The organism is Aureimonas sp. CAS (assembly GCF_059838215.1).
In genome coordinates, this window is record NZ_CM187563.1 from 2,564,029 (window position 1) to 2,589,601 (window position 25,573).

23 protein-coding genes and 1 pseudogene are annotated in these 25,573 nt (G+C 66.0%); 12 read left to right on the forward strand and 12 right to left on the reverse strand.

Annotation, left to right across the window (positions count from 1 at the left end; translation table 11 throughout):
* The first annotated feature begins 14 nt into the window (after positions 1–14).
* Both AC6R2M_RS12315 and AC6R2M_RS12320 read left to right on the forward strand, forming a co-directional pair.
* Complete coding sequence (locus AC6R2M_RS12315; protein WP_500487582.1) at positions 15–1,019, forward strand: dihydroxyacetone kinase subunit DhaK; 1,005 nt, start codon at positions 15–17, stop codon at positions 1,017–1,019.
* Positions 1,016–1,618, forward strand: a complete 603-nt coding sequence (locus tag AC6R2M_RS12320; protein WP_500482545.1) for a dihydroxyacetone kinase subunit L — start codon at positions 1,016–1,018, stop codon at positions 1,616–1,618. The genes AC6R2M_RS12315 and AC6R2M_RS12320 overlap by 4 nt, the downstream gene beginning before the upstream one ends.
* A 953-nt stretch (positions 1,619–2,571) precedes the next feature.
* On the opposite strand, the gene AC6R2M_RS12325 is transcribed toward AC6R2M_RS12320, so the two are convergent.
* Together AC6R2M_RS12325 and AC6R2M_RS12330 are read right to left on the reverse strand one after the other, a co-directional pair.
* Complete coding sequence (locus tag AC6R2M_RS12325) at positions 2,572–3,006, reverse strand: tautomerase family protein (RefSeq protein ID WP_500482547.1); 435 nt, start codon at positions 3,004–3,006, stop codon at positions 2,572–2,574.
* Between the two features lie 46 nt (positions 3,007–3,052).
* Positions 3,053–3,808: an SDR family NAD(P)-dependent oxidoreductase gene (locus AC6R2M_RS12330; RefSeq protein WP_500482549.1), complete on the reverse strand. Its 756-nt coding sequence runs from the start codon at positions 3,806–3,808 to the stop codon at positions 3,053–3,055.
* A 131-nt stretch (positions 3,809–3,939) separates the two neighbouring features.
* Here AC6R2M_RS12330 and AC6R2M_RS12335 point away from each other — a divergent pair, with 131 nt between their 5' ends.
* Positions 3,940–4,830, forward strand: coding sequence for an AraC family transcriptional regulator (locus AC6R2M_RS12335; protein WP_500482551.1), 891 nt, complete (start codon positions 3,940–3,942; stop codon positions 4,828–4,830).
* A 399-nt stretch (positions 4,831–5,229) separates the two neighbouring features.
* Here the strand turns inward: AC6R2M_RS12335 and AC6R2M_RS12340 are convergent, their stop codons facing one another.
* The gene (locus tag AC6R2M_RS12340; protein WP_500482553.1) at positions 5,230–6,552 is read right to left on the reverse strand and encodes a D-tagatose-bisphosphate aldolase, class II, non-catalytic subunit; all 1,323 of its coding nucleotides are present in this window, start codon (positions 6,550–6,552) and stop codon (positions 5,230–5,232) included.
* Between the two features lie 64 nt (positions 6,553–6,616).
* Complete coding sequence (gene nagB, locus AC6R2M_RS12345) at positions 6,617–7,384, reverse strand: glucosamine-6-phosphate deaminase (RefSeq protein WP_500482555.1); 768 nt, start codon at positions 7,382–7,384, stop codon at positions 6,617–6,619.
* Positions 7,385–7,466: 82 nt separating this feature from the next.
* Here nagB and AC6R2M_RS12350 point away from each other — a divergent pair, with 82 nt between their 5' ends.
* The 4 genes from AC6R2M_RS12350 to AC6R2M_RS12365 are packed head-to-tail and all read left to right on the forward strand — an operon-like array spanning position 7,467 to position 11,456.
* Positions 7,467–8,336: a DeoR/GlpR family DNA-binding transcription regulator gene (locus tag AC6R2M_RS12350; RefSeq protein ID WP_500482557.1), complete on the forward strand. Its 870-nt coding sequence runs from the start codon at positions 7,467–7,469 to the stop codon at positions 8,334–8,336.
* Entirely contained in the window at positions 8,333–9,415 is a 1,083-nt protein-coding gene (locus AC6R2M_RS12355; RefSeq protein ID WP_500482559.1) for an AgaS family sugar isomerase, read from the forward strand. Before AC6R2M_RS12350 ends, AC6R2M_RS12355 begins: the two co-directional genes overlap by 4 nt.
* A complete protein-coding gene (locus AC6R2M_RS12360) occupies positions 9,412–10,350 on the forward strand; it encodes an ROK family protein (RefSeq protein WP_500482561.1) in 939 nt (312 codons plus the stop codon). Before AC6R2M_RS12355 ends, AC6R2M_RS12360 begins: the two co-directional genes overlap by 4 nt.
* On the forward strand, positions 10,347–11,456 hold the full coding sequence (locus AC6R2M_RS12365; RefSeq protein ID WP_500482563.1) for an N-acetylglucosamine-6-phosphate deacetylase: 1,110 nt from the start codon (positions 10,347–10,349) through the stop codon (positions 11,454–11,456). Before AC6R2M_RS12360 ends, AC6R2M_RS12365 begins: the two co-directional genes overlap by 4 nt.
* A gap of 10 nt (positions 11,457–11,466) precedes the next feature.
* Here AC6R2M_RS12365 and AC6R2M_RS12370 read toward each other — a convergent pair whose 3' ends face one another.
* The 4 genes from AC6R2M_RS12370 to AC6R2M_RS12385 form a co-directional block, all read right to left on the reverse strand.
* A complete protein-coding gene (locus tag AC6R2M_RS12370; protein ID WP_500482565.1) occupies positions 11,467–12,390 on the reverse strand; it encodes a hypothetical protein in 924 nt (307 codons plus the stop codon).
* Positions 12,391–12,487: 97 nt separating this feature from the next.
* Complete coding sequence (locus AC6R2M_RS12375) at positions 12,488–14,167, reverse strand: ABC transporter permease (RefSeq protein WP_500482567.1); 1,680 nt, start codon at positions 14,165–14,167, stop codon at positions 12,488–12,490.
* Positions 14,164–15,210, reverse strand: coding sequence for an ABC transporter ATP-binding protein (locus AC6R2M_RS12380; protein WP_500482569.1), 1,047 nt, complete (start codon positions 15,208–15,210; stop codon positions 14,164–14,166). Before AC6R2M_RS12380 ends, AC6R2M_RS12375 begins: the two co-directional genes overlap by 4 nt.
* Positions 15,211–15,292: 82 nt before the next feature.
* Entirely contained in the window at positions 15,293–16,279 is a 987-nt protein-coding gene (locus AC6R2M_RS12385; protein ID WP_500482571.1) for an extracellular solute-binding protein, read from the reverse strand.
* Positions 16,280–16,461: 182 nt separating this feature from the next.
* Between AC6R2M_RS12385 and AC6R2M_RS12390 the strand changes: the two genes are divergently transcribed.
* Entirely contained in the window at positions 16,462–17,598 is a 1,137-nt protein-coding gene (locus AC6R2M_RS12390; protein ID WP_500482573.1) for an ROK family transcriptional regulator, read from the forward strand.
* 421 nt (positions 17,599–18,019) lie between these two features.
* Here the strand turns inward: AC6R2M_RS12390 and AC6R2M_RS12395 are convergent, their stop codons facing one another.
* Genes AC6R2M_RS12395 through AC6R2M_RS12405 form a run of 3 tightly spaced genes read right to left on the reverse strand, consistent with a single transcriptional unit; the run spans position 18,020 to position 20,787 of the window.
* Complete coding sequence (locus AC6R2M_RS12395) at positions 18,020–18,901, reverse strand: isocitrate lyase/PEP mutase family protein (RefSeq protein ID WP_500482575.1); 882 nt, start codon at positions 18,899–18,901, stop codon at positions 18,020–18,022.
* 48 nt (positions 18,902–18,949) lie between these two features.
* Positions 18,950–20,101, reverse strand: a complete 1,152-nt coding sequence (locus AC6R2M_RS12400; protein ID WP_500482577.1) for a PrpF domain-containing protein — start codon at positions 20,099–20,101, stop codon at positions 18,950–18,952.
* Positions 20,098–20,787: a GntR family transcriptional regulator gene (locus tag AC6R2M_RS12405; RefSeq protein WP_500482579.1), complete on the reverse strand. Its 690-nt coding sequence runs from the start codon at positions 20,785–20,787 to the stop codon at positions 20,098–20,100. Before AC6R2M_RS12405 ends, AC6R2M_RS12400 begins: the two co-directional genes overlap by 4 nt.
* Before the next feature lie 139 nt (positions 20,788–20,926).
* On the opposite strand from AC6R2M_RS12405, the gene AC6R2M_RS12410 reads away from it, so the two are divergent.
* The 4 genes from AC6R2M_RS12410 (at position 20,927) to AC6R2M_RS12425 (ending at position 24,999) form a co-directional block, all read left to right on the forward strand.
* Positions 20,927–21,910, forward strand: a complete 984-nt coding sequence (locus AC6R2M_RS12410) for a tripartite tricarboxylate transporter substrate binding protein (RefSeq protein WP_500482580.1) — start codon at positions 20,927–20,929, stop codon at positions 21,908–21,910.
* Between the two features lie 61 nt (positions 21,911–21,971).
* Entirely contained in the window at positions 21,972–22,424 is a 453-nt protein-coding gene (locus AC6R2M_RS12415; RefSeq protein WP_500482582.1) for a tripartite tricarboxylate transporter TctB family protein, read from the forward strand.
* On the forward strand, positions 22,421–23,935 hold the full coding sequence (locus AC6R2M_RS12420; RefSeq protein ID WP_500482584.1) for a tripartite tricarboxylate transporter permease: 1,515 nt from the start codon (positions 22,421–22,423) through the stop codon (positions 23,933–23,935). Before AC6R2M_RS12415 ends, AC6R2M_RS12420 begins: the two co-directional genes overlap by 4 nt.
* Positions 23,890–24,999, forward strand: coding sequence for an AbrB family transcriptional regulator (locus AC6R2M_RS12425; RefSeq protein WP_500482586.1), 1,110 nt, complete (start codon positions 23,890–23,892; stop codon positions 24,997–24,999). The genes AC6R2M_RS12420 and AC6R2M_RS12425 overlap by 46 nt, the downstream gene beginning before the upstream one ends.
* Here AC6R2M_RS12425 and AC6R2M_RS12430 read toward each other — a convergent pair.
* Positions 24,996–25,304, reverse strand: a pseudogene (locus AC6R2M_RS12430) (integrase core domain-containing protein); the annotation flags it as partial. The gene AC6R2M_RS12425 and the pseudogene AC6R2M_RS12430 sit on opposite strands and share 4 nt — an antisense overlap.
* Positions 25,305–25,573: the final 269 nt, after the last annotated feature.

The window sequence follows — 25,573 nt, forward strand, 5'->3', positions numbered from 1 at the left end:
GGAGCTTGAACACCATGAAGAAGCTGATCAACGCGAGCGCCGACTATGTCGAGGAGGCCCTCGACGGGCTGGTAGCGGCCCACCCGTCCTTGCGGCGGGCCGGCCCCGCCGGCCGGGTGATCGCGCGCGCGGACGGCATGCGGAAAGGAAAGGTCGGTGTCGTCTCGGGCGGAGGGTCCGGCCACCTTCCCCTCTTCACCGGCTATGTGGGCGAAGGTCTTCTCGACGCTTGCTCCATCGGCAACGTCTTCGAGGGACCGAACGTCGACAGCTGCGTGGACGCGATCCGTGCGGCCGACGGCGGCGTGGGTGTCCTGCGCCTTTACGGAAACTACGGCGGCGACCGGATGAACTTCGACATGGCCGGCGAGATGCTGGAGCTCGAAGGGCTCGAAACGACCACCGTGCTCGGAACGGACGACATCGCCAGTGCGCCTCCCGAACAGGGCACCAAGCGCCGCGGCGTCGCGGGAATCCTGTTCGCTTATAAGGCCGCCGGTGCCCGAGCGGAGGAAGGTGGCGATCTCGCCGCGGTGACGCAGGCGGCGCGCCATGCGGTGGAGCGGACACGCACAATCGGCGTCGCGCTCGCGTCCTGCAAGGTTCCCGGTGCGTCCGGGCCGACCTTCACGCTCGCGGACGACGAGATCGAGTTCGGCATGGGAATCCACGGCGAACCCGGGATCTGGCGCGACAAGCTCAAGCCGGCCGATGCGATCGTCGACGAGATGCTGGATCGCATCCTGGCCGAGGCTCCGGCCAGCGGGTCCGCGCGTGTGGCGATCCTCGTCAACTCCCTCGGCGCGACCCCGCTGGAGGAGCTGTTCATCCTCTTCGGGCGCGCGAAGAGCGTTCTCCGATCCCGCGGCATCGACATCGTCTATCCGATGGTCGGCCCATACGTGACTTCGATGGAGATGGCCGGCGCCTCGATCACCCTGTCCTTTCTCGACGACGAACTAGAGCGGCTCTACCGCGCCCCGGCGCGCTGTCCGTTCTGGAAGGTCGACCGGGCATGATGCGCGTCGAAGATTTGCGAACTGCAGTTCAACGCTGCGAGGCGGCTATGGCGACGCTGGAGGACGAACTCAATCAGGCCGACGCGGCGATCGGCGACGGCGACACGGGCGGGATGCTGGCGCGGGTCTTGCGGACCATGGCCGCGCAGGATCTCGACGCCTGCCCCGATCTCGGGGCCGGCTTCTCCACCTTGGCGAAGGCGGCGCTCTCAGGAACGGGTTCGAGCCTCGGCACGCTTCTCGCCACGGGGCTGATGAGCTTCGCGAAGGAAACCCGCGGACTACAGACACTCCCCTGGTGGGAGCTATCGCCCCGTCTGGAGCAGGCCCGCGACGCGATGATCGCGCGCGGTGGGGCGAGCCTCGGCGACAAGACCGTGCTGGACGGCCTGAGTGCCGTTGCGATCGCAATTCGAGGGCTCGAAGACCCGGCCGAAATCGCACTGGCGGCGAAGGCGGCCGGACAAGCCGTGCTCGACGAGTTCCGTGACCGCCCCTGCAAGATCGGACGCGCGCGGATGTTCTCCGAGCGCAGCGTCGGCTTGGACGATCCGGGCATGCTCGCCTTGGTGAGGCTCGTGGCGGCGGTTGCGACCTAGCCGCTGCGGCACCTACCATACCCGGCCCTCTTCGCCACACGGACCCCGCCCCGGTCGTCGAGCCCGGAGGAAATGGATCGCGCGACCTCCCAAATCATCAACTCGATCTCCAAGCCCCTGGCGCTATCCACTGAGTTTCTGGCTTTGGGTTGTGGGAAGAATATCTCGATATGACCGGGCGAGCCAATAGTCTCGAAGTGACGCATTTGGATCGTTCGCTATAGACCCCTTGCGAACGAATGGTTCGTTTGCTGGTACGACCGGTGGTACGACTGACCAGGCAAACATCCGCGTGCAGCGCACCGATCATGTCGGCTTCGCAGTCGCCTCCGTCGACGAGGCTCTCCGGTTCTAGGTCGATGGGCTCGGAGCGCGACTCGAACGGATGGGCGAAATCGGAGGTGCGTTCCTCGGTCAAATGACAGCAGCGCACGGGGGCGCAGGTTCGCATGGCGATCGTCTCACTGGCGGATCAGATGATCGAGCCCTCGGAATATCGAAGTCTGGATCGACCAAGCGTGCCGGCTAGGCCGTTCGACCCGGGATTTGCGCATCGGGCCCATGCGGTCAACGACATCGAAGCGCTCCTTGCGAGGATTGAGCCCTACGGCTGAAGGGCGCAAGGCACACCACAGCGATCACTGGCGGCGCGCGGGCGGGGACACGGGTGATTCCCGTCATTGGCCCGACGGCGCGTTGATCGAGTTCGTGCAGCCGCCAGCTATTCCTGAAGACCACTCATCTCGCTGGAACAGCGTCCGTTTCCGACCCTTCGCTGACGTTCCGCAACTGCCGGTACCTTTCCGAAAGCGGTCAGGCGAAGGCGCAGATGAGTCCCATGACACCATCTCGCTATGTGGTCTTGAAAAGAGGCGGTCGGGAACAGGTTTCGGGAACGCTCGACCCCGTATGGCCCTTTGATAACACTTTCGGTCATGGAAGGGGTCTGCCAGTCAGATAGCAGGCGCATCCAGCGGGCTCGCTCGCAAACCGGACAGATCGGCTTGCTTGCCGAAGATGCCCCAGTCCTCCTCCGTAACCTCGTGGATGACGACATACACGGGTGCGATCTGCTCTCTGTTCGCGCGTCGGTTAAGGATGACTGTCGCGCCTTCGATGAGCTTGCGCTTGCCGACGTCGTCAAGGCCACCCGCCAGGGCGTATATCTGCAGCGTCACGACCGGCAGACTGGCAGGTTCGTTGCCCATGAAGACGGCTTCATCTGCATATTCGGCGAAGTAGATCCAGACGGTACTGCGGACCATCGGTGAGGCAGGCAGTTCCTCGCAATTGAGGCCCAGCGTCGTCAGGGCTCCGGCGATGCGCTGCCGATCGGCTGCATCGAAGGTGCCAATGGGTGAGTGGATGATGAGCTTGGGCATGGTCATGGCTCTCATATTGGCAGGTGCCGCAGCGCGGCACCTGCCGAAAGTGTCAGATGGTCTGGCCGCCCGAGACCTCGATGCGCTGGCCGTTGACCCAGCGATTGTCAGGGCCGAGAAGGCTCGCCACCATCGGCCCGATATCCTCGGGCAAGCCGACGCGGCCGAGCGCGGTCATCCCGGCAAAGGCGGTGTTGTAATCCGGGATGTCACGGACCGCGCCGCCCAGAAAGTCGGTTTCGATCGCGCCAGGCGCGACTGAATTGGCGGTGATGCCGCGGCTGCCCAACTCCTTCGCCATGTAGATCGTCAGGATCTCGACGGCGCCCTTAGCGGCCGAGTAGGCCGAGAAGCCGGGGAACGACACGCGGGTCAGCCCCGACGAGAAGTTGATGATGCGACCGCCGTCGGCCAGCACCGGCAGCAGCGCCTGCGTCAGGAAGAACACGCCCTTGACGTGGACGGCGAACAGCTTGTCGAACTGCGCCTCGGTTGTGGCGACGAAGTCCGCCATTTCGCCGTGCCCAGCATTGTTGACGAGGTGGTCGAGCGTGTCGCGGCCCCAGGTGTCGCGCAGGGCGCCGAGCAGACGCTCCACGAAAGCCGGGAAGCAGGACACGTCACCCGTATCGAGTTGCAAGGCGACCGCCTTGCGACCCAGCGCCTCGATCTCGGCGACGACTGCATCGGCGTTGGCCTTGCCGCTGTGGTAGGTGAGGATCACGTCCCCGCCGTGGCGGGCAATGCTGATCGCGGTGTTGCGACCGAGGCCGCGGCTGCCGCCGGTAACGAGAGCGATGGTGGTCATGAAAGCCTCCGGGTTGGTAGTGCCGACTTTATGCGTCGGCCGTGCCCGTCGGTGTTGCGCGATTGTCCCGAAGATTTGCCTGATTATCCAGATGAGTTGTCTTATCCGTCCCGCCCTCCTATCGTCACCTTATGAACGATCAGCTTCTCGATCATATCCGTCACTATGCTGACGCCCATGCCGACCACGGCGTCGCCACCACACCCGTTGAGGGGCTGATGGTCCTGGTCGAGATTGCGCCGACCATGCTGCAATTCGCGGTGTCGAAGCCGCTGGTGGCGCTGGTCGTGCAAGGTGGCAAACGCGTGACCATGGGCTGCCAAAGCTTTGACTTTGGCGCAGGCGACTCTCTCCTCATCACCACGGACGTGCCCACCGTCAGCCAGATCACCACAGCTAGCCGCGCTTTGCCTTATTATTCGATGGTCCTCGAACTCGACCCCACGATCATCGCCGGACTGGTTGCGGAGATCGGCTCAGCGCCATTCGAGGCATACCGGCCGGTCCGGGTCGATCCGACCGAAGCGGAAGTTGCCGATGCAGCCATGCGCCTGATGCGGATGCTCGATCGTCCTGACACGCTCACGGTGCTAGGCCCGCAACTCCTCCGCGAGCTATACTTCTGGCTGCTCAACGGGCGTCATGGCGGCGCCATTCGCGCGCTGGGCATGTCCGACAGCCATGCCCAGCGGATCGGGCGCGCTGTGGCGATCCTGCGCCAGCACTATGCAGATCCCATCAAGATCGGGGCGCTGGCCGATGTTGCTGGCATGAGCCTGTCCGCATTCCACGTTCATTTCCGCAGCATTACGTCGCTTTCGCCGCTCCAGTTCCAGAAGCAGCTCCGCCTGATCGAGGCCAGGCGACGGATGCTTGCGGAGGGTAAAGCCGTCAACGATGCGGCCTACGGCGTCGGATACGAAAGCGTGCCGCAGTTCACGCGTGAATATGGCCGCATGTTCGGACATCCCCCGGCACGTGATATTCGGCTTGCACGTGCGCAGATGGACGCTGCGGCGTAAAGTAATCCCGACAAATGATCGTTTGTGTGAACGATTTGGAAAGCTCAACGAATGGCGGCTTTCTGCCAATCCGTCTTCTGAACCGAACTTTTGCCTCTGGACGCAGAGCTGCCGACCATCGCGGGCAGGTGGAATGTCTGCTTCCTTGTAATTGATGGCCGAAACCGGATAGACCGCAATCCACCCATGTCGGAACTCTTTTCCGAGGCAGCGATGGGCCGATAGCGGACCGGCAGCTTTCGTACGGAGGAGGACGACAGCAGCCATTCTGCCCACAGATCGATCGCCAGCAAAACGCAAGGCTGCCCGACAGTCCGTTTGAAGCATGACTCAAGAGGACCAAGCGATTGCAACCACAAACTGAGACGCGCTTCGCGCCCATTGCTGACGTCTACTCGATCATCGATCGCCTAGCGAACGTTGGCATTCGCCCGACGCCTGCGCGGTAGCGGATCGGTAGGTCTCCAGAACCGCCGTCAGGCTTGCTTGGATCAGTGCAGCGGCGTCGCCGGTGATTTCACCGTCCGCCAAGGCGGGAGCGAGACCTCCAAGATACTGACTGACAAGCGTCGTCGGGATCTGGCGTGAGCCGAGACGGGCGAGAAGGGCATCGACCGCTGCTTGCGCCGTCGGCTCGGGCCAGTAGTAGCGGATGCGGTCGCTCAGCGAGAAATGACGGTCTACGCGCTGGCTCTCCGGCGAGCCATGGTAGTAGCTTCGCCAAGCGTCCGGCTTTTCCAGCATGAGGGCTTCCATCGTCTCAGGCAGTCCTCGCGCCCGTGGGTCGGGCGCGAGGATGTCCGCGATCGCCGACAACCCGTACAGCGCCTCGCGAAGCGCGAAGGTCAGGCCCGGCCCGACCTTCAGGATCGCAAAGCCATCCTGCACCAAAGCGGCAAGTGCGGCGGGGGGCTGGTAATCGGTGGAGTGAGCCTCGAACACAAATTGAGGCATGTCGGCCAGAGCAGCACTCAGAGCAGCGGCAGCCTGCGGGCGATACACGACGATGTCGGCGTGGCCGAACTCGACGCCGGGTTGGACCACAAGCCCGATCACCCGCGAGAACGCCTCCTCCAGCCCTCGTGCCGCGAAGGCGGCGCGATGGACCGCAACGGTGTGCCGTGCCGACTGCGGGCAGGTCACCTCGAGATGGTCGAGCGCTTCCAGAGCCCCACCTGGCACCGGCACCTCCGTGCCGATGACATAGACGGGTCGCAGACCGCCCCCATCAGCGTCGAAAGCGGCCTCGGCAGCGGCCGCAAGGCGCGCGGCGCGCTCGGCGGTCACCGCATCGTCGAGCACTGGGCCTTCGCCCGCGCAGCCCATCGACGTGTCGAGATGCAGTTTGGTAAATCCCGCGTGGGCGTAGGCGGCGATCATCGCCTCGGCCTTCTCCATCGCTACCTCGGCGGACAGATGCTTCCAGGGGTTGGGGCCGAGATGGTCGCCACCGAGGATCAGGCGCTCCGGCGCGAAGCCGACCGTCCTCGCGATACCCTCAACGAAAGCGCGAAAGGCCTCCGGAGTCATGCCGGTATAGCCACCATCCTGATTGACCTGGTTGCACGTGGCCTCGATCAGGATGTCGATATCGTGCAACAGCCCGTGGCGAAGCGTCGCCTCGATGACGAGAGGATGGGCCGAGCAGACCGAATGGATCCCCGCGCGGCGGCCGGAATGGAACTCAGCTGCGATGCGAGCGAGGCGTTGAGTGGCGGACATCGGTTGGGTTCCGTACGAAAGGGGTTGGAAAGGCGATCCCTCGCGGGCGAGGTGGCGGGGCGGGTCAGTCCTCGTTGGCGCGAACCCATCGATAGTAGTCGATCATTTCGAGGCGCGCGGCGGCGGCACGGTCGATCACCAGGGTCACATCGCGGTGGAACTGAAGGGCGCTCGCCGGCCAGCGCGCGCCGACCGGGCCCTCCACCATCTGGGCGACAGCTTCGGCCTTTTGCGCGCCCAGTGCCAGGGCGACGATGCGCCGAGCTTCCAAAATGGTGGCGATGCCCATGGTCAGCGCCTGGCGGGGTTGCACCTCCCCCGGCTCAAAGAAACGCCCGTTCGCCTCGATCGTCTGGGGCGTCAAGGTTTTCAAGCGGGTACGCGAACCCAGCGAGCTCGATGGCTCGTTGAAACCGATATGGCCGTTCGAGCCGAGGCCTAGAAGCTGCAGGTCGATCGGCCCATGCTCGGCGAGTTGGGCTTCATAGGCCACCGCCGCCTGGGAGGCGTCCCCGGCGAGGCCATCGGGAAAGTGGGTCGAATGCGGTTCGACATCGACGTGGTCGAAGAGATGGTGCGCCATGAAATGGCGGTAGGATTGGTGATGGGTCGGCGCGAGCCCCAGATATTCGTCGAGATTGAAGCTCCTTGCCTTGGCGAAGGAAACCTCGCCCCGCCGATGGGCCGCAACGAGGCGTGCATAGACGCCTTCCATGGTTCCCCCGGTGGCCAGCCCGAGGACACAGGCGGGCTTGCGTGCAAGCGCATCCACGAACAAATCGGAGACATGGTCCATCGCCCGGTCTTCGCCTTCTGTGATGATCACCCGCATCGTCGCCCTCCAGAAATTGCTCTCAACTCAATATCAGAGAGAATTTTTAGGTTGTATAAAAAAATGCGGGCCGATATGAAGTTTGCAACATCGCTTGCAGGTGAACATGGTCGAACGAGGCGATCTCCTCACGCAGATCCGCGCCAGTTGCGACGCCGCCTCGGCGAAAACGCGCGCTATTTCGCGCTACGTCACGGAGTCACCCGTCGAATTCGTCCGATCCTCGGCTCGCGACGTCTGCGCCCGGCTCGGCATCAGCGAGCCGACCCTGATTCGCTTCTGCCAGACTTTCGGTTATGCCGGCTTGGCCGAATTCCGGATCGATCTCGCCCTTGCCCTGTCGCAGGGCTCGCGCATCGTTCTGCCCAACCCCTCGGACCCGCGATCCGTCAATCTGGCGGCAAAGCGTTCCATTGCCCAACGTGCTGCGGAACTGGTGGCGGGCGACCGGTCCATCCTCGTCGATAACGGCTCTACGGCCGAAATCTTCGCCGACGCATTGAATGCGCTCGAGCCCAAGACCGTGATGACAACGGGCTTGGGGGTTGCGCACAATCTGATGGCTGGCGGGCGCCACACCGTCATGCTGCCCGGCGGTACGATACGGGCGAACACCGCCTCTCTCACGGGACGTCTCGTCGACACGTCCCTTGCTGGCATGCGTTTCGACACTGTCGTGCTCAGCGCGGACAGCATCGATCCCGAGCATGGGATCTCGACGCTCCTCGAAGACGAGGCGCACCAGAACAGGCTGATGATCGCCGCGAGCGCCCGCGTCTGCGTCCTCGCTGACCGCAGCAAGTTCGGGCGGCAGAGCCTGCACGTCATCTGCCGGATGGGAGCGGTATCCGTGCTCGTCACCGATCTCGAGCCCGACGACGACCGCCTTCGCCGTATGCGCGACGAGGGCGTGGAAATCATCACCATTGCAGACGAGGAATTGCGTTCATGACCTCCGACGGAAACTCGGCCACGAGGCGGGAAATCGCCGCCCAGCCTGCCATCTGGCGAGACTTCGCAGAGCCGCTCGCCGCGCGCGCGGCGCAGATCGCCACGTGGGTCGAGGAGCGCGCGATACGCCAGATCCGATTCTGCGGTGCCGGAACGTCCGCCTTCATCGGCGAGACGCTGGCAGCAGCCCCCTATGACGGGCGCATTCGTCTGGAGTCCGTCGCAACGACCGATGTCGTGGCCGCGCCCGCCGAGCATCTGCGCGATGATCCATCTCTCCTGATCGTGCAGTTCGGCCGTAGCGGCGACAGCTCCGAGAGCATCGGCACGCTGGAGCTGCGTGAGGCCCACATGCCCCGCACCCATCTCCTCCACGTCACCTGCAACCCCGGCGGCACCCTGGCGACGCGACCTGTGGCGGGACCGGGCGAGCGCGAGGTGCTTCTTCTGCCCGAGGCAACTCACGACGCCGGCTTCGCGATGACATCGAGCTACACCACCATGCTGCTGGCCGCCCTTGCATGTCTCGACCGGAGCGTCGACACAGCCGCGCGCCTGCGGCAGCTGGCGGACGCGGCCGAACCGCTTCTGAACACTCTGGCAGAGGCGCCGCCGCGCCCGGCACGGGCGATCTTCCTGGGCTCGGGCGCGCTCAAGGGCGTGGCCCGCGAATCGGCGCTGAAGGTGCTGGAACTCACCGCCGGGCGCACGATGACGATGTGGGACAGCGCGCTTGGCTTCCGCCATGGACCCAAGGCCGCTGTGGGCGACGACACACTCGTCGTCGTCTTCGTCCATCCCGACCCACACACGGCGGCCTATGACCGTGACATGGCGGACGAGATAGGCCGTCAGTTCCCGAACGCCAAGGTCCTGACCTTCGGCCCCGGCTACTGCGACATCGTCGTGGAGGGCACGGGCGACGCCCGCTGGGATGCGGTGCTCTATGTCCTTCTCGCGCAGGTCTGGGCCGTCAGCTGGTCGGAGGCTCTCGGCCTCAACGTCGACGACCCCTTCGCCGCGCAGGGCAATCTCTCGCGCGTCGTCTCCGGCGTCACCCTCTACCCGTTCGCCGCATGATCGCGGCCGGGGCCATCGATCTGGGCGGCACGAAGATCGAGGCACGGCTGTTCGCTCCGGATCTCTCCACGATCGAGAGCCGACGCGTGGCAACTCCCGTCTCGGCTTTCGAACCCTTCCTCGATGCGCTCTGCGGCCAGCTCGTCTGGCTGCAGGAGCGCTCCGGCCGAGCCGACCTGCCGATCGGCATCGGACTGCCAGGCACGGCGGATCCGCAATCGGGCATCGCCTTTGCCTCCAACGTTCCGATCACCGGGCGCGACGTTGGTGCGGAGCTGCGCGCGCGCCTGGGCCGCTCCTACGTCCTTGCCAATGACTGCATGGCCTTCGCCTTCTCCGAGGCAAACGGTGGGGCTGGCGACAGCGCGCGCAACGTCGTCGGCCTCATCCTCGGAACCGGTCTGGCCGCCGGTTCGTGCATCGACAGTGCGATGCCTCCCCGCTTCAACGCCATGGCACTGGAACTCGGCCATGTCGGCATGGCCCAGCGTGCGCTCGAGGCTTACGCCCTGCCACTCTGGTCCTGCGGCTGCGGCAAGCGCGGCTGCATCGAGCGCTACGTCTCGGGTAGCGGCCTGACGGCCCTGGCCGGGCATCAGCTGGGCGAAGCGCTCGCCCCCGAAACGCTTTCGACGCGCGCCCTGGCGGGAGACCCGAGCGCCGAGCGGGTCCTGGCGTTGTGGGCGCATCTGGCTGCCGAGTGCCTTCTGGTGGTCCAGCTCATGAACGACCCTGACTGCATCATCCTCGGCGGCGGCCTGTCGAAGATGCCGGGCGTGATCGAGCGACTGACGCGCGCCTTCGAGGCCGTGCGCCTGGGTTCCACGCGGTGCCCGCCCATACGCCTTGCCCAGCATGGCGACAGTTCCGGCGCCCGGGGCATGGCCCTTATGGCGCTTCGATCGCCGCCCCGCACAGATGGAGATTTCTCGTGAACGAACTTCTGGCGCCGACACATCTGTGGCTCGACGGTGCGCTCGTCTCCGGAATGGCTGTGGAAGTGGAGGGGGGACGGGTCGCCCGCGTGCGCCCCGCTTGCGCCAGCGAGACGCCCGACGCGCGTCCGTTCCTGTTGATGCCGGCCTGCACCGACCTGCAGGTGAACGGCAGCGGCGGCGTCATGCTCAACGACGGGCCGAGCCCCGAGGCGATCGCCGCCATCGTCGCCTCGCAGCGTTCGGTCGGCACGGGCTGGGTGATGCCGACCCTGATCACCGCTGGCCCGGCCGAGATCGAGGCGGTCGCGCGCGCCGGTGTGGAGGCGTTCGGGCTGGAAGGGTTCCTCGGGCTCCACATCGAGGGCCCGCACATCAACCCGGCCCGCAAGGGCACGCACGATGCCCGCCTGATCCGGCCGGTGGACGCGGCCACGCTCGCCGCGCTGGAGCATCTGCGTGCGGCGGGGGTGCCGGTGATGCTGACGCTAGCGCCCGAGATTGTACCGCCCGAGACGATCCGCCGGATCGCGGATCTTGGCGTCGTGGTCTCGGCAGGTCATACGGCGGCGAGCGCCGCCGAAACGCGTGCGGGGCTGACGGCGGGCGTCTCCTCGTTCACCCATCTCTACAACGCCATGCCGCCCATGACCTCGCGCGAGCCGGGCGTCGTCGGCGCGGCCCTCGACAGCGAAGCTTATTGCGGCCTGATCGCCGACGGCATCCATGTCGACTGGACCATGCTGGCGATCGCCATCCGCTCACGCCCGAAGGCAAGGCGCATGTTCTTCGTCTCCGACGCCATGGCCACCGTCGCCGGCCCCGATCACTTCTCGCTCTATGGTGAGCGGATCCGCCTGAAGGACGGCGCTCTGGTGAACGCCAACGGCTCGCTCGCCGGCGCGCACATCACAATGGCGCAGAGCCTTGTCAACGCGGTGGAGCATCTTGGCCTGCCGCTCGCCGAGGCGGTGGCCATGGCATGCGAGGTGCCGCATCTGGCCATGGGTCTGAAGCCCCCGGCCATTTCCGCCGGCCTCGCCAAAAGCCAGATGATCGCGTTCGATGCGAACTGGCGCCGGCAGGACATCTGCGGGGGAGCGTGAAGGCCCCTCGCTAGCGCCAGAGGCAGATCACCGAACGATCGTCTGAGAACTCCTCGCCGGTGGAGCCCTTCACGTTTGCGTAGGGGCCGGTTTTGCTCGGGTCCTCGCGCTCGACTTCGGCGAAACGCCGCTCCCAGTCCTCGACGCGACGGCCCTTGGGAAGCGCGAAATAGCCATCGGTGAAGAGCTCGAGCGTTTCCACCTCGCTTTCGGACACGAGGCGGTCGCTCATGCCGAAACCCTTCGGGGTCGATCCGTTGAGCGTTGCGAAGCCGAGTGGGTGATCGGCATCGCCATTGGCAAAACCCTGCTGAATCACGATCCCGCCGTCGAGGAACCTAATCACGTCCTCGTGCCCGGCGCGTTCGCAGACTGCGGCGACCACTTCGCCGCGGATCCGCTCGGCATCGCCCGCATCCAGATCGCCGCGCTCCAATGCGCGCGCAAGCCCGCGATAGCTGACGGCGCGGCAGGCGGCCTCCAAACCGTCTCCTGTAAGGCCGCGCGCTTCGAGGCATCGCCGCACCGCGAGGCGCGACAGCGTCGAGACTTCGTCGATCAGCTTCTCGTGGCGCAGGACCGTTTCTCCGTTCACGCGGATGCCGCTGTCGCCCACGATCATGAGGCGCCATCCCCCCGGCACCCAGATGGCTGCGGCCATGGTCGTGGAGGGCGGATGCACCGCGTCGATATCGGCCGAGGCCCGTGCGATCGCCGTCGAGAGGTCGGCCACCAGTTCCTCGAGCGAGCGCTCGCAACTCCCCTCGATCGCGATCTGGCCGAGGCGTCGCGCCGCGCTCGAGGCGGCGATCCAGCCCGAACTGCGGCCATCGTAGCTCGAACCGGTCGGGTCGGTCGCTCCATCGAACACGGCAGCCACCAGCCCAGGGACGAGGAGAACGACGTCGTCGGCAACGCGTCCGCCGTCGCGCATCTTGGTTCGCGAGAGAAGTTCGATCTGCATGGGTATCCAATGTCTGGTGAATGCGGCCCGCTCACCTGAAACAGGGCGGGCCGCGCGACGCTTTGCGTCAGACGAAGTTCTGCTCGCGGTCCTGCGACAAGAGGAAGACGAGGAAGACGCAAAGGCCGGTACTGAGAGTGAGGATGGTCGACAACGCGGCAGCCACGCCGAACTCCCCGTCCACGACCGACAGGTAGATGCGCACCGGCATGGTCACGGTCTGGGCGGTGTAGACGATCAGGGTCGAGGACAGCTCGTTGATGGCCGTGATGAAGCTCATCAGGCTGCCGACGATGATGCCCGGCATCATCAGGGGCACGGTCACGCGCATGAAGGTCTTGAGCGGCGAGGCACCGAGGTTAATCGCCGCCTCCTCGATCGAGGGCTTGATCTGACGCAGGATGGAGGAGGTCGATCGGACGCCGTACGGCAGGCGCCGAATGAAGACGATGAGGATGATGATCCAAGCCGTGCCGACCAGATCGTACCAGCCGCTGTTGAAGGTGGTCACGAAGCCGATGGCCATGACGACGCCCGGAACGAGGTATGGCACCATCAGGATCAGATCGAGCGCACCCGAGACGAGGGTCTCGCGCCGCACCACGATGAAGGAGAGGAGGCTGGAGACGATGGCGATCAGCACCACAGCGGCCAGCGCGAAGGTGAAGCTGTTGACGATGGCGTCGGGCGCCTCGCGCGCCACGCGCCGATAGCTGTCGAGACCGAACCCGCCCGAGAAGACCGGGCCCCGTGTCGCCAGGAACGATGTCCAGGTCACCACGATCGCCGGCAGCATGCCTGCGCAGGTGATGAGGTAGCACAAGGCGTGGACCCCGAGCGAGCGGGCAAGCGGCAAGCTCGTGCGGCTCCGCTTCTGGGTCATCGCTGAGGCGTAACGGCGCTTGGCGAGGACGCGGCGCTGGAGGAAGAGCGCAATCATCGAGATGACGATCATCACCATGGAGATGGTGACAGCCATGGTCGGGCGCCCGCCCATCTCGGACGTGTACTGCGCGTAGGCGATGGTGGAGAGCGTGCGCACGCCGCGCCCGATGATGGCGGGCGTCCCGAAATCGGCGATCGAGAGGACGAAGGAGATGATGGCGCCGGTGGAGACGGCCGGGAAGACGAGCGGAAGGGTCACCTTCCGAAAGCGCTGCCAGGCCGAACACCCCAGGTTCTCGGCTGCGTCCTCGAGGCTCTTGTTGACCGCCGTCAACGCGTTCTCGGTCATCAGGTAGACGAAGGGAAAGAACTTCAGACTGAAAACGAGGATGATGCCCGTCATGCCGTAGATCGAGGGCATCGGTATGCCCCATCCGGCGAGGAAATTCGTGATCGCCCCGTTGTTGCCGAGCAGGATGATCCAGGCATAGGCGCCGATGAAGGGCGGCGAGACGAGCGCGAGGATCGCCATGGTGGAGACGATCGCGCGGCCCCGGATGCGGTAGCGCGACATGCAGAAGGCGAGCGGCACGCCGAGGAGGCAGGCGCCGACCATGCCGCCGAAGCCGACGACCATCGTGTTCCACAGGGCCAGGAGATAGTAGCGCCGGCCGAACACCGTGGCGTAGTTGTCGAGGGTGAACCCGCCGGTGCGCGCGTCCTGGAAGGAGAGGAGGAAGACCGAGGCGATCGGCAGGAACAGGAAGACGACCAGCATCGCGCAGGCCGCGATCATGACCATCGTCCAGAAGGACGGAAGGCGAAGCCCCCGCATCGGGGCCGCGGCGCCGCCCGCGCTCACGAGAGGCGCTCCCCGGTCACGCCGGCGGCGAAGAACTGCGCGTCGGCAGGGCGGAAGCCGAAGCTCGACCGTTCGCCCGGCGCGAGCGAGAGCAGCGCCTTGGAGGGCTCGGCGATCGCCTGGATCGGCGTTCCGTCGTCGAGCGTGGCGTCGACCGCGACTTCGCGTCCGGTGAAGGCGACCTGCGCGATGGTGACGTCGAGCCGGACGCGCCCTTCCTGCGCTGAGGCCGTGCCGATGGCGAGGCGCTCCGGGCGGATCGACAGGACGGCGTCCGCAGGCCGTCCCGCGCCCGCCCCGCCGAGAGCGGGAAGCGAAAGCGGCAGGAAGTTGTTGGCGCCCACGAAGGAGGCGACGAAGCGGTTGGCCGGCTCGTTGTAGATCGTCAGCGGGTCGGCGGCCTGCTGGATGACCCCGCCGAACATGACGCAGACGACGTCGGACATGGCGAGCGCCTCCTCCTGGTCGTGCGTGACGTAGATCGTCGTCATGCGCATGGACTGCTGGATCGCACGCAGCTCGCGCCGTAGGTCGACGCGCAGCTTGGCGTCGAGATTGGACAGCGGCTCGTCCATCAGGAGGACCTGCGGATTGACCACCAGCGCGCGGGCAAGGCCGACGCGCTGCTGCTGGCCGCCCGACAGCTCGTGCGGCATGCGCTCGGCGAGGGCGTCGAGCTGCACCTTGCGCAGGATGGCGTCGACGCGCGACTTGATCTCGGCGCGGGCCACCTTGCGCTGCTTCAGGCCGAAGGCGACGTTCTCGCGCACGCTGATATGGGGGAAGACGGCGTAGTCCTGGAACACCATGCCGACGTCGCGCCGGTGCGCCGGCAGGACGCCGATGTCGCGCCCGCCCGCCAGGATCGCGCCGCTGTCGTGCAGATGAAAGCCCGCGATCGCCCGCAGGAGCGTCGTCTTCCCGCAGCCCGACGGGCCGAGGAGCGTGAAGAACGAACCGGACGGGATGGCGATATCGATGTCGGAGAGTGCGGCGACGTTCCCGTAGCTCTTGCGGACATTTGCGAGGGTGACTTCGGCCATCTGGGCTTTCACTTCCGGAATGGGCAACGCGCCGGGAACGGACGGTGCGGAGCGGGCCCGCAGGCCCGCCCCGCGGCCGGCATCAGAGGTAGTCGAGCGACAGGTCCTTCCAGCGCTCCAGCAGGCGGTCCTGGTTCTCGGCCGCCCAGGCCTCGTCGGACGGGGCGATGGTGACCTCGCTCAGCGGAACGAGCGTGTCCTTGCTCTCGACGTCGGTGCGCACGGGGCAGCGGCCGATCGCGGCGACGCGCTCCTGTGCGGCCTGCGAGGCCATGAAGTCGACGAAGGCCTTGGCGGCTTCCTCGTTCGGCGCGTTCTTCACGATCGCCATGGCGTCCGGCAGCACGGCCGTGCCTTCGGAGGGATAGACGATCTCCACCGGTCCTCCGCCGTCGCGATAGCGCTCGGCCGCGTCCTCCAGCGTCAGGCCGATCGCCAGCTCGCCGTCGTTGACGAAGCGCGGAACCGCACCCGAGGAGGGCGAGATCACCATGTTGGACAGGATCCCCTCGTAGATCGTCCAGCCCTCCTCCTCGCTCGGCGCCGTCCGGAGCACGGTGACGAGCTGGGTGTAGGCCGAACTCGACCGGTCGGGCGCCGCCGAGGAGATCATGTCGTCATATTGCGGGTCGGCGAGGTCGGCCCAGGAGGCCGGCACCGGCAGGCCGCCGAGCGCGGCCTCGTTGACCGCCATCACCATCACCACCGCCGTGAACGGGGTCCAGACGCCGGACGACGCGAAAAGCGGATCGATCGCAGCCGCCTCGGTCGTCTTGTAGGGCTGGAACAGCTCGGCGTTCAGGTCGATGAGCGAGGCGCCGACGCTGAAGAGGACGTCCGCCGTCTGGCGTCCCTCCTCGGCGCGCAGGCGGTTGATCAGCTCGCCGCCGCCGGCGTTGATGAGTTCGACGCGGTGCCCGGTCTCCCGTTCGAAGGCGGGGATCAGCTCGTCGATCAGCTGCCCGGGGGCGGCGGAATAGACCGTGACGGTGTCGGCGAGCGCGTGCGAAACGGTCAGCAGGAGGCCGGACACGGCGGCGGCGGTGAGGAACGAGGTCGACTTCAGCATCAGACGTCCTTTCGAAAGGGTCGCGGATTTCGAGTGCGCGGCGAATGAGCATGCCGTCTCCAGCAGCATGTTAAGTTTCATTACGTAAATTAAGTTGTCAATGGGGGCTCGCGTTTTTGTGGACGCCCCGTTCGTTTGTTGCCAAACACGGGCGTCGATCACCGACCGGAGCCGGCCTCCTCATGATTTCGCTCGGGTTCAACGAACGGCGCGTCCTGGAACTGCTCCGCTCCTTCGGACCGATCTCGCGCGCCGAGCTCGCCCAGCGCCTCGACGTGTCCGCGCCGACGCTGACGCGCCTGGCGAACACGCTTCTTGACAAGAGGCTCGTCCGCGAGGAGGAACGGGGCGCGCGGCCCTCGGGGGAGCCGGTGCGCGGCAAGCCGTCCACGCTTCTCAGCCTGCGGGCCGACGGCCTTCATTCGCTCGGCGTCTTCTTCAATCCGGACGAGATCAAGGTCTGCGTAGCGGACCTGAAGGGCACGATCCTCGCCGAGTACCGTTCGGACCTCGCGTCCAACTATTTCGACGACATCATGGGCCAGGCTTCGGCGGCAGCGCGGGATGTGATGGGCCGGGCCGGGCTGGAGGAGGACCGGCTGATCGGGTGCGGCCTCGCCTTTCCCGGCCATTTCTCGAAGGATTCGGGACATCTCACCAAGATTCCCCAGTTCGCCGACTGGCGCTCGATCAGCGCGCCGGGCGATTTCGAGCCCTTCTTCGACACGCCCGTCCATCACGAGAACGACGGCAAGGCCGCCGCGATCGACGAGCTCTATTACGGCGCGGGGAGCCGGCGCGACAATTTCGCGCTCGTGCTCCTGACATACGGCATCGGAGGGGGCATCGTCGTCCGCCGCACCCTGTACCGGGGATCGCACCGCAATGCGGCCGAGTTCGGCGGCATCTTTCCCAAGTCGCGGGCCCGCCCGTCGGGGCAGGATCTCTGCAACCTTCTCGAACGCGAAGGCCTGCCGGTCCGTCGGCTGCGCGACATCGAGGCGCTGCCGACGGAGCACCCCGTCGTCCGCGACTGGATCGAGCGGGCGGCCGAGCAGCTGCGGATGCTCTCGCTCGTCCTGGCGCGCACGCTCGATCCCAGCGAGATCATCTTCGGCGGCTCGCTCCCCGGACCGATCATCGCGGCGCTGGTGGCGCGGATCAAGGACGGGAGCCTCGGCGAGAACTTCGACGTGGAAGCGCCCGAGATCTCGGTCTCGCACGTCAACGACTTCATGCATCGCGCGGCGGCCACCATCCCCTTGTACCGCGCGATGAACCCAAGCCACTACAACGGCCGCGCTATCAAGGGATGGTAGCCACAAAGGCGGATGAGGCGCGACCGAAGCATATATCCAGTTCGAATGATGCATGGCGCCGCCAACGGCAACATGCTGCTGGCGAGGGGCCAGGCAGCAGCTTCCGGCCAGACGAGGATGAAAGCTGCCATTCCGCTCACAGACCGAACGCCAAAAACTGCAAGGCTGCCCAGCAGTCCGCTTTGAGTATACCCAAAAAAGACAGAGCGCTGAATCGTGTTCGGCAGCTCTCGGTCCGTGGAAGCCACGTCCCGGCTATTCGTTCTAATCGACAGCAGCCATTGGTTATTCCGGTCACCGTAACCCGTTACGCAAAACGAAGGCATTCGAGAAAGTCCACAGGACTCAATCTAACCCTATCGCGTACGGATCACTGCAGGCGATCGACGCCCGCTTTCGAAAGGAAGGCGGGCGCTACGACCTAGCCGCGGCTGATCGCGTATTGCTTTTCGAGCTCGTCGTAGAAATCCTTGCGCACGAGCCGCTGACGCTCGCGAAACGGGGCGACGGGCGCTGTCTCGTCGAGACGCTGCTCGGTTTTGAGCTGTGAAAGCGCCGTCTGCATGCCGTGCATGGCGCCCTGCAGCGCCACATTGGCGTAGAGGACCAGCGAGAAGCCCATGGTCTCGAGTTCGGCGAAGTCGATGATTGGCGTCCTGCCGCCGACGACGAGGTTGACGAGCTGCGGCGTCCCCTTAAGCGCCGAAGGGATCGCGCGGATCTCGTCGACCGACTCGGGCGCCTCAACGAAGGTGATATCCGCGCCGTCCTCAATGAGCATCTCGGCCCTTTCGAGCGCGGCCGTCAGCCCCTGCGTCGCGCGGGCGTCGGTGCGTGCGATGATCATCAGGTTCGGGTCTTGGCGCGCGTCGACGGCGGCCTTCACGCGCGAACGCGCCTCCTCGATGTCGACGACGTCCTTGCCCGCGAAATGGCCGCAGCGCTTGGGGTGCACCTGATCCTCGAGCTGGATGGCGCTGGCGCCAGCCCGCTCCAGCGTGCGGATTGTGTGGCGCACGTTAAGCGCGTTGCCGAAGCCTGTGTCGGCGTCCACCACGATCGGCAGATCGGTAGCGTCGCGGATAGTGGCTGTGTGCTGCGCGATCTCTGCCAGCCCCACGAAGCCGAGATCGGGCATGCCGAGATAGGTGTTGGTCAGGCCGGCGCCGGAGAGATAGATCGCCTCGAAACCGAGATCGTCGATGATGCGTGCCGCCAGCGCGTTGGCGGCGCCCGGAAGGAGAACCGCGCCTCCAGTCTGCAGGCGGTCGCGGAAACGGCGGTTAATGTCGTGGCTGAGCAAGTCAAGCTCCCTGTTATTCTTCCTGGGGTCGGTCGTGTCCCGCGCGGGTCAGGTCGCGGGGATGGTGATGGCGCCCTCGAAAAGCCGGCGCTGCGTGCGCAGGATCGAGGCGGAAAGGATGGAGGGCTCGCGACCGTCGACGGTGGCGAGGCGCGTGCCGACCGTGATGATACCGCTGGGCGTGCCGAGGCGGATCGCTTGCCTGTCGGCGCCGGCGTCGAGGCAGTCCGCAACCACGCTGCCGGGGATCGCCGCTGCGCTCGCGATGGCGAGAGAGCCCGTGATCGGGAAGGCTCGGTGCGCCTGCCCCGCCGAGATCATTCGCGCGCACAGATCGTGGGACCGGGGATCGACCGCCTCGCCCGCGAGCGTCTCGTAGGCTGCGGGGGCGCCGACCATCGCGATCTTGGGTATGGCGATCCGCTCGCCGGCCTCGCGAAGATCGGCCGCGAGGCCCATGACGACGCTGGCCGCCCGGCGGGTCGCTTCGAGGCGCGCCAAGAGTTCGCGGTTTGCGTCTAGCTGGTCGGGCATGACGGCAGCGCCGGCGCCCAGATCCGTCGCACGCACGAAGACGCAAGGGATCGCCGCGTCCACCAGCGAAGCCTCCACGGGCGGCCAGCCCTCAAGCTCCAGCCGCGTCGTCGCCGCTCCAGCGGGCAGCAGGCCGCGTCCTTTCGTCCCGGCGGGATCGATGAACTCGAGTTTCACAGGCGCACCCGGCGTGGCGATGCCGGGCAGGACCAGATCGCCGTCGATCCTCGCTTCGCCGTCCTCCATCGGGAAGGACGAATGGATGATCTTGCCCGAATTCGTGTTGAAGATGCGCACGAGCGCCTCGCCCGCCGCCACCCCGTCCACCAGCCCTTCGTCGAGCGCGAAGGGGCCGACGGCCGAACTCATGTTGCCGCAATTGCCGCTGAAATCGACCTCGTCGCCGCTGACGGCCACCTGCGCAAACGTGTAGTCGACGTCGGCGTCCTCGCGCTGGGAGGGGGAGATCACGCAGATCTTGCTGAGCGAGGAGAGCCCTCCGCCCATACCGTCGAGCTGCCTCGCGTAGGGGTCGGGGCTCCCGAGCATGGCACGGAAGAGAGCCGGCCATTGCGCCTCGTCCTGCGGCAGGTCTGCCCGCCGCAGCATCACGGCCTTGGAAGTGCCGCCTCGCATGAAGACGGCTCGCACACGGCGCTGTCTCATGATGTCTGTGCCTCCCACGTCATCTGTTTCTCGAGCGAGCGCCAGCTTTCGCGAATGTGACGGCGCATCAGAAGATGGGCCAGGTCGCCCTCGCCCATGGCGATCGCCTCGGCGATCCGCTCGTGTTCACGCAAGGCCTCCACGCCGCGGCCGCGCACGTTGCGATGCTGTTGGCGCAGAAGCAGCAGTTGCGGATAGAGCTCGCCGAAGAGCAGACTGACGATCAGCGCGTTGCCGCTCAGCCGCGAAACCACGGCGTGAAAGTCGGCGTCCCCACTGCCGAGGAGATAGGCGCCGGATGGATGGGCCCGCACGCTAGGGCCCTGCCCCTGCAGGAGCGCGACCAGCGCCTCCGCGTCCTCCGGTGTCGAGCGTTCCGCCGCCAGCCGCGCGGCCTCGGCCTCCAGCGCACCGCGGACCTCATAGAGCGCCCTGGCATCGCCCACGGTCATGCGCCGGACCCGTGCCCCGACATTGGGCTCGAAGGTGACGAGACCGGCTTCGGCAAGCGCTCGCAAGGCTTCGCGCACGGGTGCGCGGCTGACGTTGAAGCGTTGCGCCAGAGCGACTTCGCCGAGCCGATCGTCGGCGCTGAGACGTCCCGAGACGATCTCTTCGCGCAGAAGCTCGACCAGCGAGTTGGCCGCACGGCCATGAGGAATGTTTGTCGACAAAACGGGGCTCATAAAAGCTGTCGGTCGGCGTCCTGTCGAGCCTATAGGCTTATTACAAAGGGTTGACAATAAGACCACCACGTTGTCTCCCTGTCTCGAATGTCCAAGTTGTAGACAATGCGGACTTCCAAATGGGAGGAGAAGACCACCGATGATTGATCGCAAGAAACTCTTCGCGGGCGCTGCGGCGCTCGTGCTCGCTGCAACGACGCCCCTCGCGGCGCAGGACACGACCTGGCCGACGCGGCAGATCACATTCGTCGTCGCGCTCGGGACCGGCGGCTCGGCCGACCGCACGGCAAGGCTCGTCGCGCAAGAGATGCAGCGCGAGCTCGGCGTGCCGATCCGCATCGTCAACCAGGAGGGCGGCGGCGGCCATGTCGGCCACACCTACTTCATGAACATGCCCGCCGACGGATCCACTTTCCTGGCGACCTCGATCCACCCGTACATCTCGAGCGCCATCCTCGAGTTCGACGCCAGCTACACGCTCGACGACTTCGCTTTCGTCAACGGCCAGTGGACGGACATCGACCTCTTCGCGCTCAACGCGTCCCTGCCGTTCAAGACCATGGGCGAGTTCGCCGAGGCGATCCGGCAGGAGCCGGGCCGCTACCGTATCTCGGTGGTCCCCGGCTCGACCGGCCGGATCAACACGCTGATGATGCTGGAGGCGTTCGGTCTCTCGGAGTCCGACGTCAACATCGTCACTTACGAATCCGGCAGCGCCGCGCGTACGGCCGCCGCCGGCGGACAGGTCGACATGACGGTCCTCGGCGCGGAAGGCACGCTTCCCATCGCCGAATACATCCGCCCGCTCGCCGTCGCCTCCGAGGAGCGCGTGGAAGGTTGGGACGCCCCGACGCTGAACGAAACGCTCGCCGATCGCGACGTCACCGTTCCACCGCTCGTCGGATCGATGCGCGGCATCGCCGCGCACGCAGCCTTCAAGACGGATCACCCCGAACTCTTCGAACGCTTCACCAACGTCTACCAGGCGGTGCTGGAGAACGAGGAGTTCGTCGCCAATCTGAGGTCGCAGGGAATCGGAGCTGACTGGCTGGGACCCGATCGCACGACCGAGATCATCCGTTCGAACTACGAGATCCTCGAGCGCTTCCGCGACGAGAACTGACGCTCGGACCGGCGACGGGGTCCGAGCGGCCCCGCCTCACCTTCTGCAAAGAATGGACGCCATGTCGCGTATCGCCCCCACACATCTGATCTTCCTCGCGCTCACCGCCCTCGTGACCGCCTTCATCGCCTGGAGCGCGGTCTCGGCGTCCACGCGCGTGGACAACCTCGTCATCGTGGTGCCGGTGGCCATCGCCATAGCGCTGCTCGTCACCTTCATCCTGGTGCGCGCCGCGCTGCGGGCCGGCGAGGACGGCGACGAGGAGGAGAGCGACGACCGCGCGACGATGCTCGCCAACCTCCTCCTGCTCGGGCTGTTCGCGATCTTCTGCATCGCGCTCGTCACCGTCGGCTTCGACATCGCGACCTTCCTGTTCGTCTGGATCGGCATCGTGCTCGGCGGCGAACGCCGATGGTGGTTGCCACCCGTCTATTCGGCCGCCTTCACCCTGCTCCTCGTCTGGGGCCTAGGCTCGCTGTTCCCCTTCCCCATGCCGATGATCTTCGCGTTATGATCGACACCTTCGCCTTCACGCAGGCCACCTCGCTGCTGTTCTCGAGCTTCGGGCCCTGGCTCTACGTCGTCCCGGGCCTCCTGATCGGGCTCGTTTTCGGCGCGATACCGGGCCTCCAGATTTCGATGGCGATGGCGGTCTTCCTGCCTGTCACCTTCGCGATGGATTTCGTGCAGGCCATGCTGTTCCTGACCGCAATCTTCACGGGCGGCGCCTATGGCGGCGGCGTGACCGCGATCCTGATGAACATCCCGGGCTCGTCCTCCTCCGTCGCCACGGCGTTCGACGGCTATCCGATGGCGCAGCAGGGGCGGCACAACGAGGCGCTCGGCATCGGCCTCGGCGCTTCGGTTGTCGGCGCCTTCATCGGCTATTTCCTGCTGCTGATGCTCGTCCAGCCTCTGGCCTCCTTCGTCCTGCGCCTCGGGCCGCTGGAGATGGTCGTCATCGTGTTGTGGGGCCTGACACTGATCGCGACGCTCAACAGCGGAGCCATCGCCAAGGGACTTCTGGCCGGAATGCTCGGGCTGATCCTCAGCCAGGTCGGCATGTCCACCACAGGCACCCTGCGCACCACGGTCGGCATGCCTTACCTGATCGACGGGATCCCCGTGGTGCCGGCCATGATCGGCATCTTCGCGGCCTCCGAGCTCCTGCGCCTGCGCGGCAAGGCCTATCTGGTGGAGAGCACCGACCTCGATCAGATTTCGCTGCGCGGCATCCTGCGAGGCTTCGGCGAGACCTTCCGTTATCCGACGATCCTTCTGAAGGGCAGCGTGATCGGCGCGATGGTCGGGGCGGTGCCGGGCGTCGGCTCGTCGGTCGCCAATCTCGTCGCCTATGGCGAGGCTCGCCGATCGTCGTCCTCGCCCGAGCGCTTCGGCAAGGGGGCCCCGGAAGGGCTGGTCGCCGCCGAAACCGCCAATTCCAGTTCAGAAGGCGGCAGCATGACGGCATTGCTGGCGCTCGGAATTCCGGGCGGCGCCGCGACGGCCGTTCTGCTGGCCGCCTTCTCCTTCCATAACATCGTCGGCGGACCGAGTTTCATCCGCGACCAGAGCGATCTCGTCTATGCGATCATCCTCGGCAATATCGGCCAGGTGATCCTTCTCGCCGTGATCGGGCTTCTGGTCATCCGCATCCTCGGAATGGTGATCAAGGTCCCCGTCACCTACCTCGTGCCCAGCGTTCTGGCGCTGTGCGCATGGGGCGGGTACGGCATGACGGGCACCGTCGCGGGCCCCGTCACTGTGATGGTCTTTGCCGGCCTCGGCTGGATCATGCGGCGCCACGCCTACCCCGTGGCCGCCACGGTGATCGGCCTGCTCCTCGGTCGGATGGCGGAAGGCGAGATCGTCCGCACGCTCCAGATCTCCGGCGGCAACGTCGGCGGTTATCTCGCGGAGCGGCCGATCGCGATGGCGTTCTTCGCGCTCTTCCTCCTGACCTCGGTGGTGATGCCGCTATGGCGTTTGTGGCGCCGACGCGCGATGGTGAGCGGCGCGGCTTGAGCGCAAGCCGGAGCGGCACCATGTCCTGGCGGGTCGCCGGCACGCTCGCGACAGGGCTCGCGGGCGGCGCCGCTTTTCTTCTCCTGCACATACCGCTGCCGTGGGTTCTGGGCAGCCTGACCGCCACGGCCCTGATGTCGCGGACCGGGCTGCGGCAGGGCCTGCCGCAGCCGTGGCGGGGCTTCGCCATGGTCGTCATCGGCACCATGCTCGGCGCCGGCTTCACCGGTGACGTCGCGAGCGCGCTCATCCTGTGGCTCCCAAGCATCGTGATCATGTGCGCATTGTCGGTCCTCTTCTGGGCCCTCACCCTCGCGGTGCTGCGCCGCTGGGGAAACATGAGCGCACAGACGGCGATGCTGTCCGCTGTTCCCGGCGGCCTTTCGGTGGTGACGTCGATCGCGGAAGACTACGGCGGCGACGTCAGGCGCATCGCGCTGTCTCACACGGCCCGTCTGATCACGCTCCTCGTCCTTACCCCGGTCATGCTCGGCTGGGTCTCAGACTACGACCTCGCGGCCGCTGCGCGGTCCGCGCTGGTCACGCACGATCCCTTCGACGTCGTCCAGCTCCTGCTCCTGGCCGCATGCGCCGTCATCGGCTATGCGCTGGCCAAGCTCACCCGTATGCCCTCAGGCCTCCTGATCATTCCCCTGGCGGTGTCGGCCCTCGCGCACGCGACCGACATCGTGACCGTCCATGTGCCCGGCCCGATCTCGATCATCGCGCAGGTCATCATCGGCGCCAGCGCGGGGTCCCGCTTCACCGGATACCGCCTCTCGGACATCGGGCGCGACGGATGGATTTCGGTCGTCATCGGCGCCGTTCTCGCGCAGACCTCAATGGCGGCGGCCTGGGCCATCACGCATCTGTCCGACATGGCGATCGCACCGCTCCTCCTGAGCTACCTGCCGGGCGGCGCTCCAGAACTCGGCGTCGTCTCGCTGGCGATCCAGGCTGACCCCGCGATGGTCGCCGTTCACCACGTGTCACGCGTGTTCCTAATCTTGTCGCTCCTCCCATTGGCGCTGCGCTGGTTCGCGCCACAGCTTCAGCGACGTTAGGCGTTTAGTCCCGGCATCTCGTGGATTGGATTGACGAAGAAGCGGTCTGGCTCTGAGGTCCAGATCCCGGCGATGTATTCGTAGGGCGTCAGGCCGCCGAGAGTTTTCAGTCGGCGGCCGAAGTTGTAGGTCGCCACGAAGTCGGCGAGATGAGCCCTAAGCTGATCGTGGTTCTCGTAGTGGAAGCGTTTGACCGTCGCGTCTTTGATCGTGCGGTTCATCCGCTCGACCTGGCCATTGGTCTACGGATGGTTCGGCTTGGTGAGGCGGTGCTCGATACCGTTGCCCTCGCAGATTATGTCAAATGAGAGGAACTTTTGATCCTGCAGCCACGAAGCGAATGCGCGGTTGACCTCGCTACCCTCAATCCTCGGTAACGCCCAGCCCGGTCGGATGTCGGGCATCGGATCTGGAAGAAGCGCCAAGAGGTCCCTCAGCTGACGGACCGCCTTGGCCTTCCTCGGATCCGTCAATCGCATTTTTGCAGGTACGTTTTGAGTGTGCCTTTCGCGGACCGAGGGACTCGCGGTTTTCTCAAACCGCATACGCCACGTAAAAAGGACTGAAGGCAAGA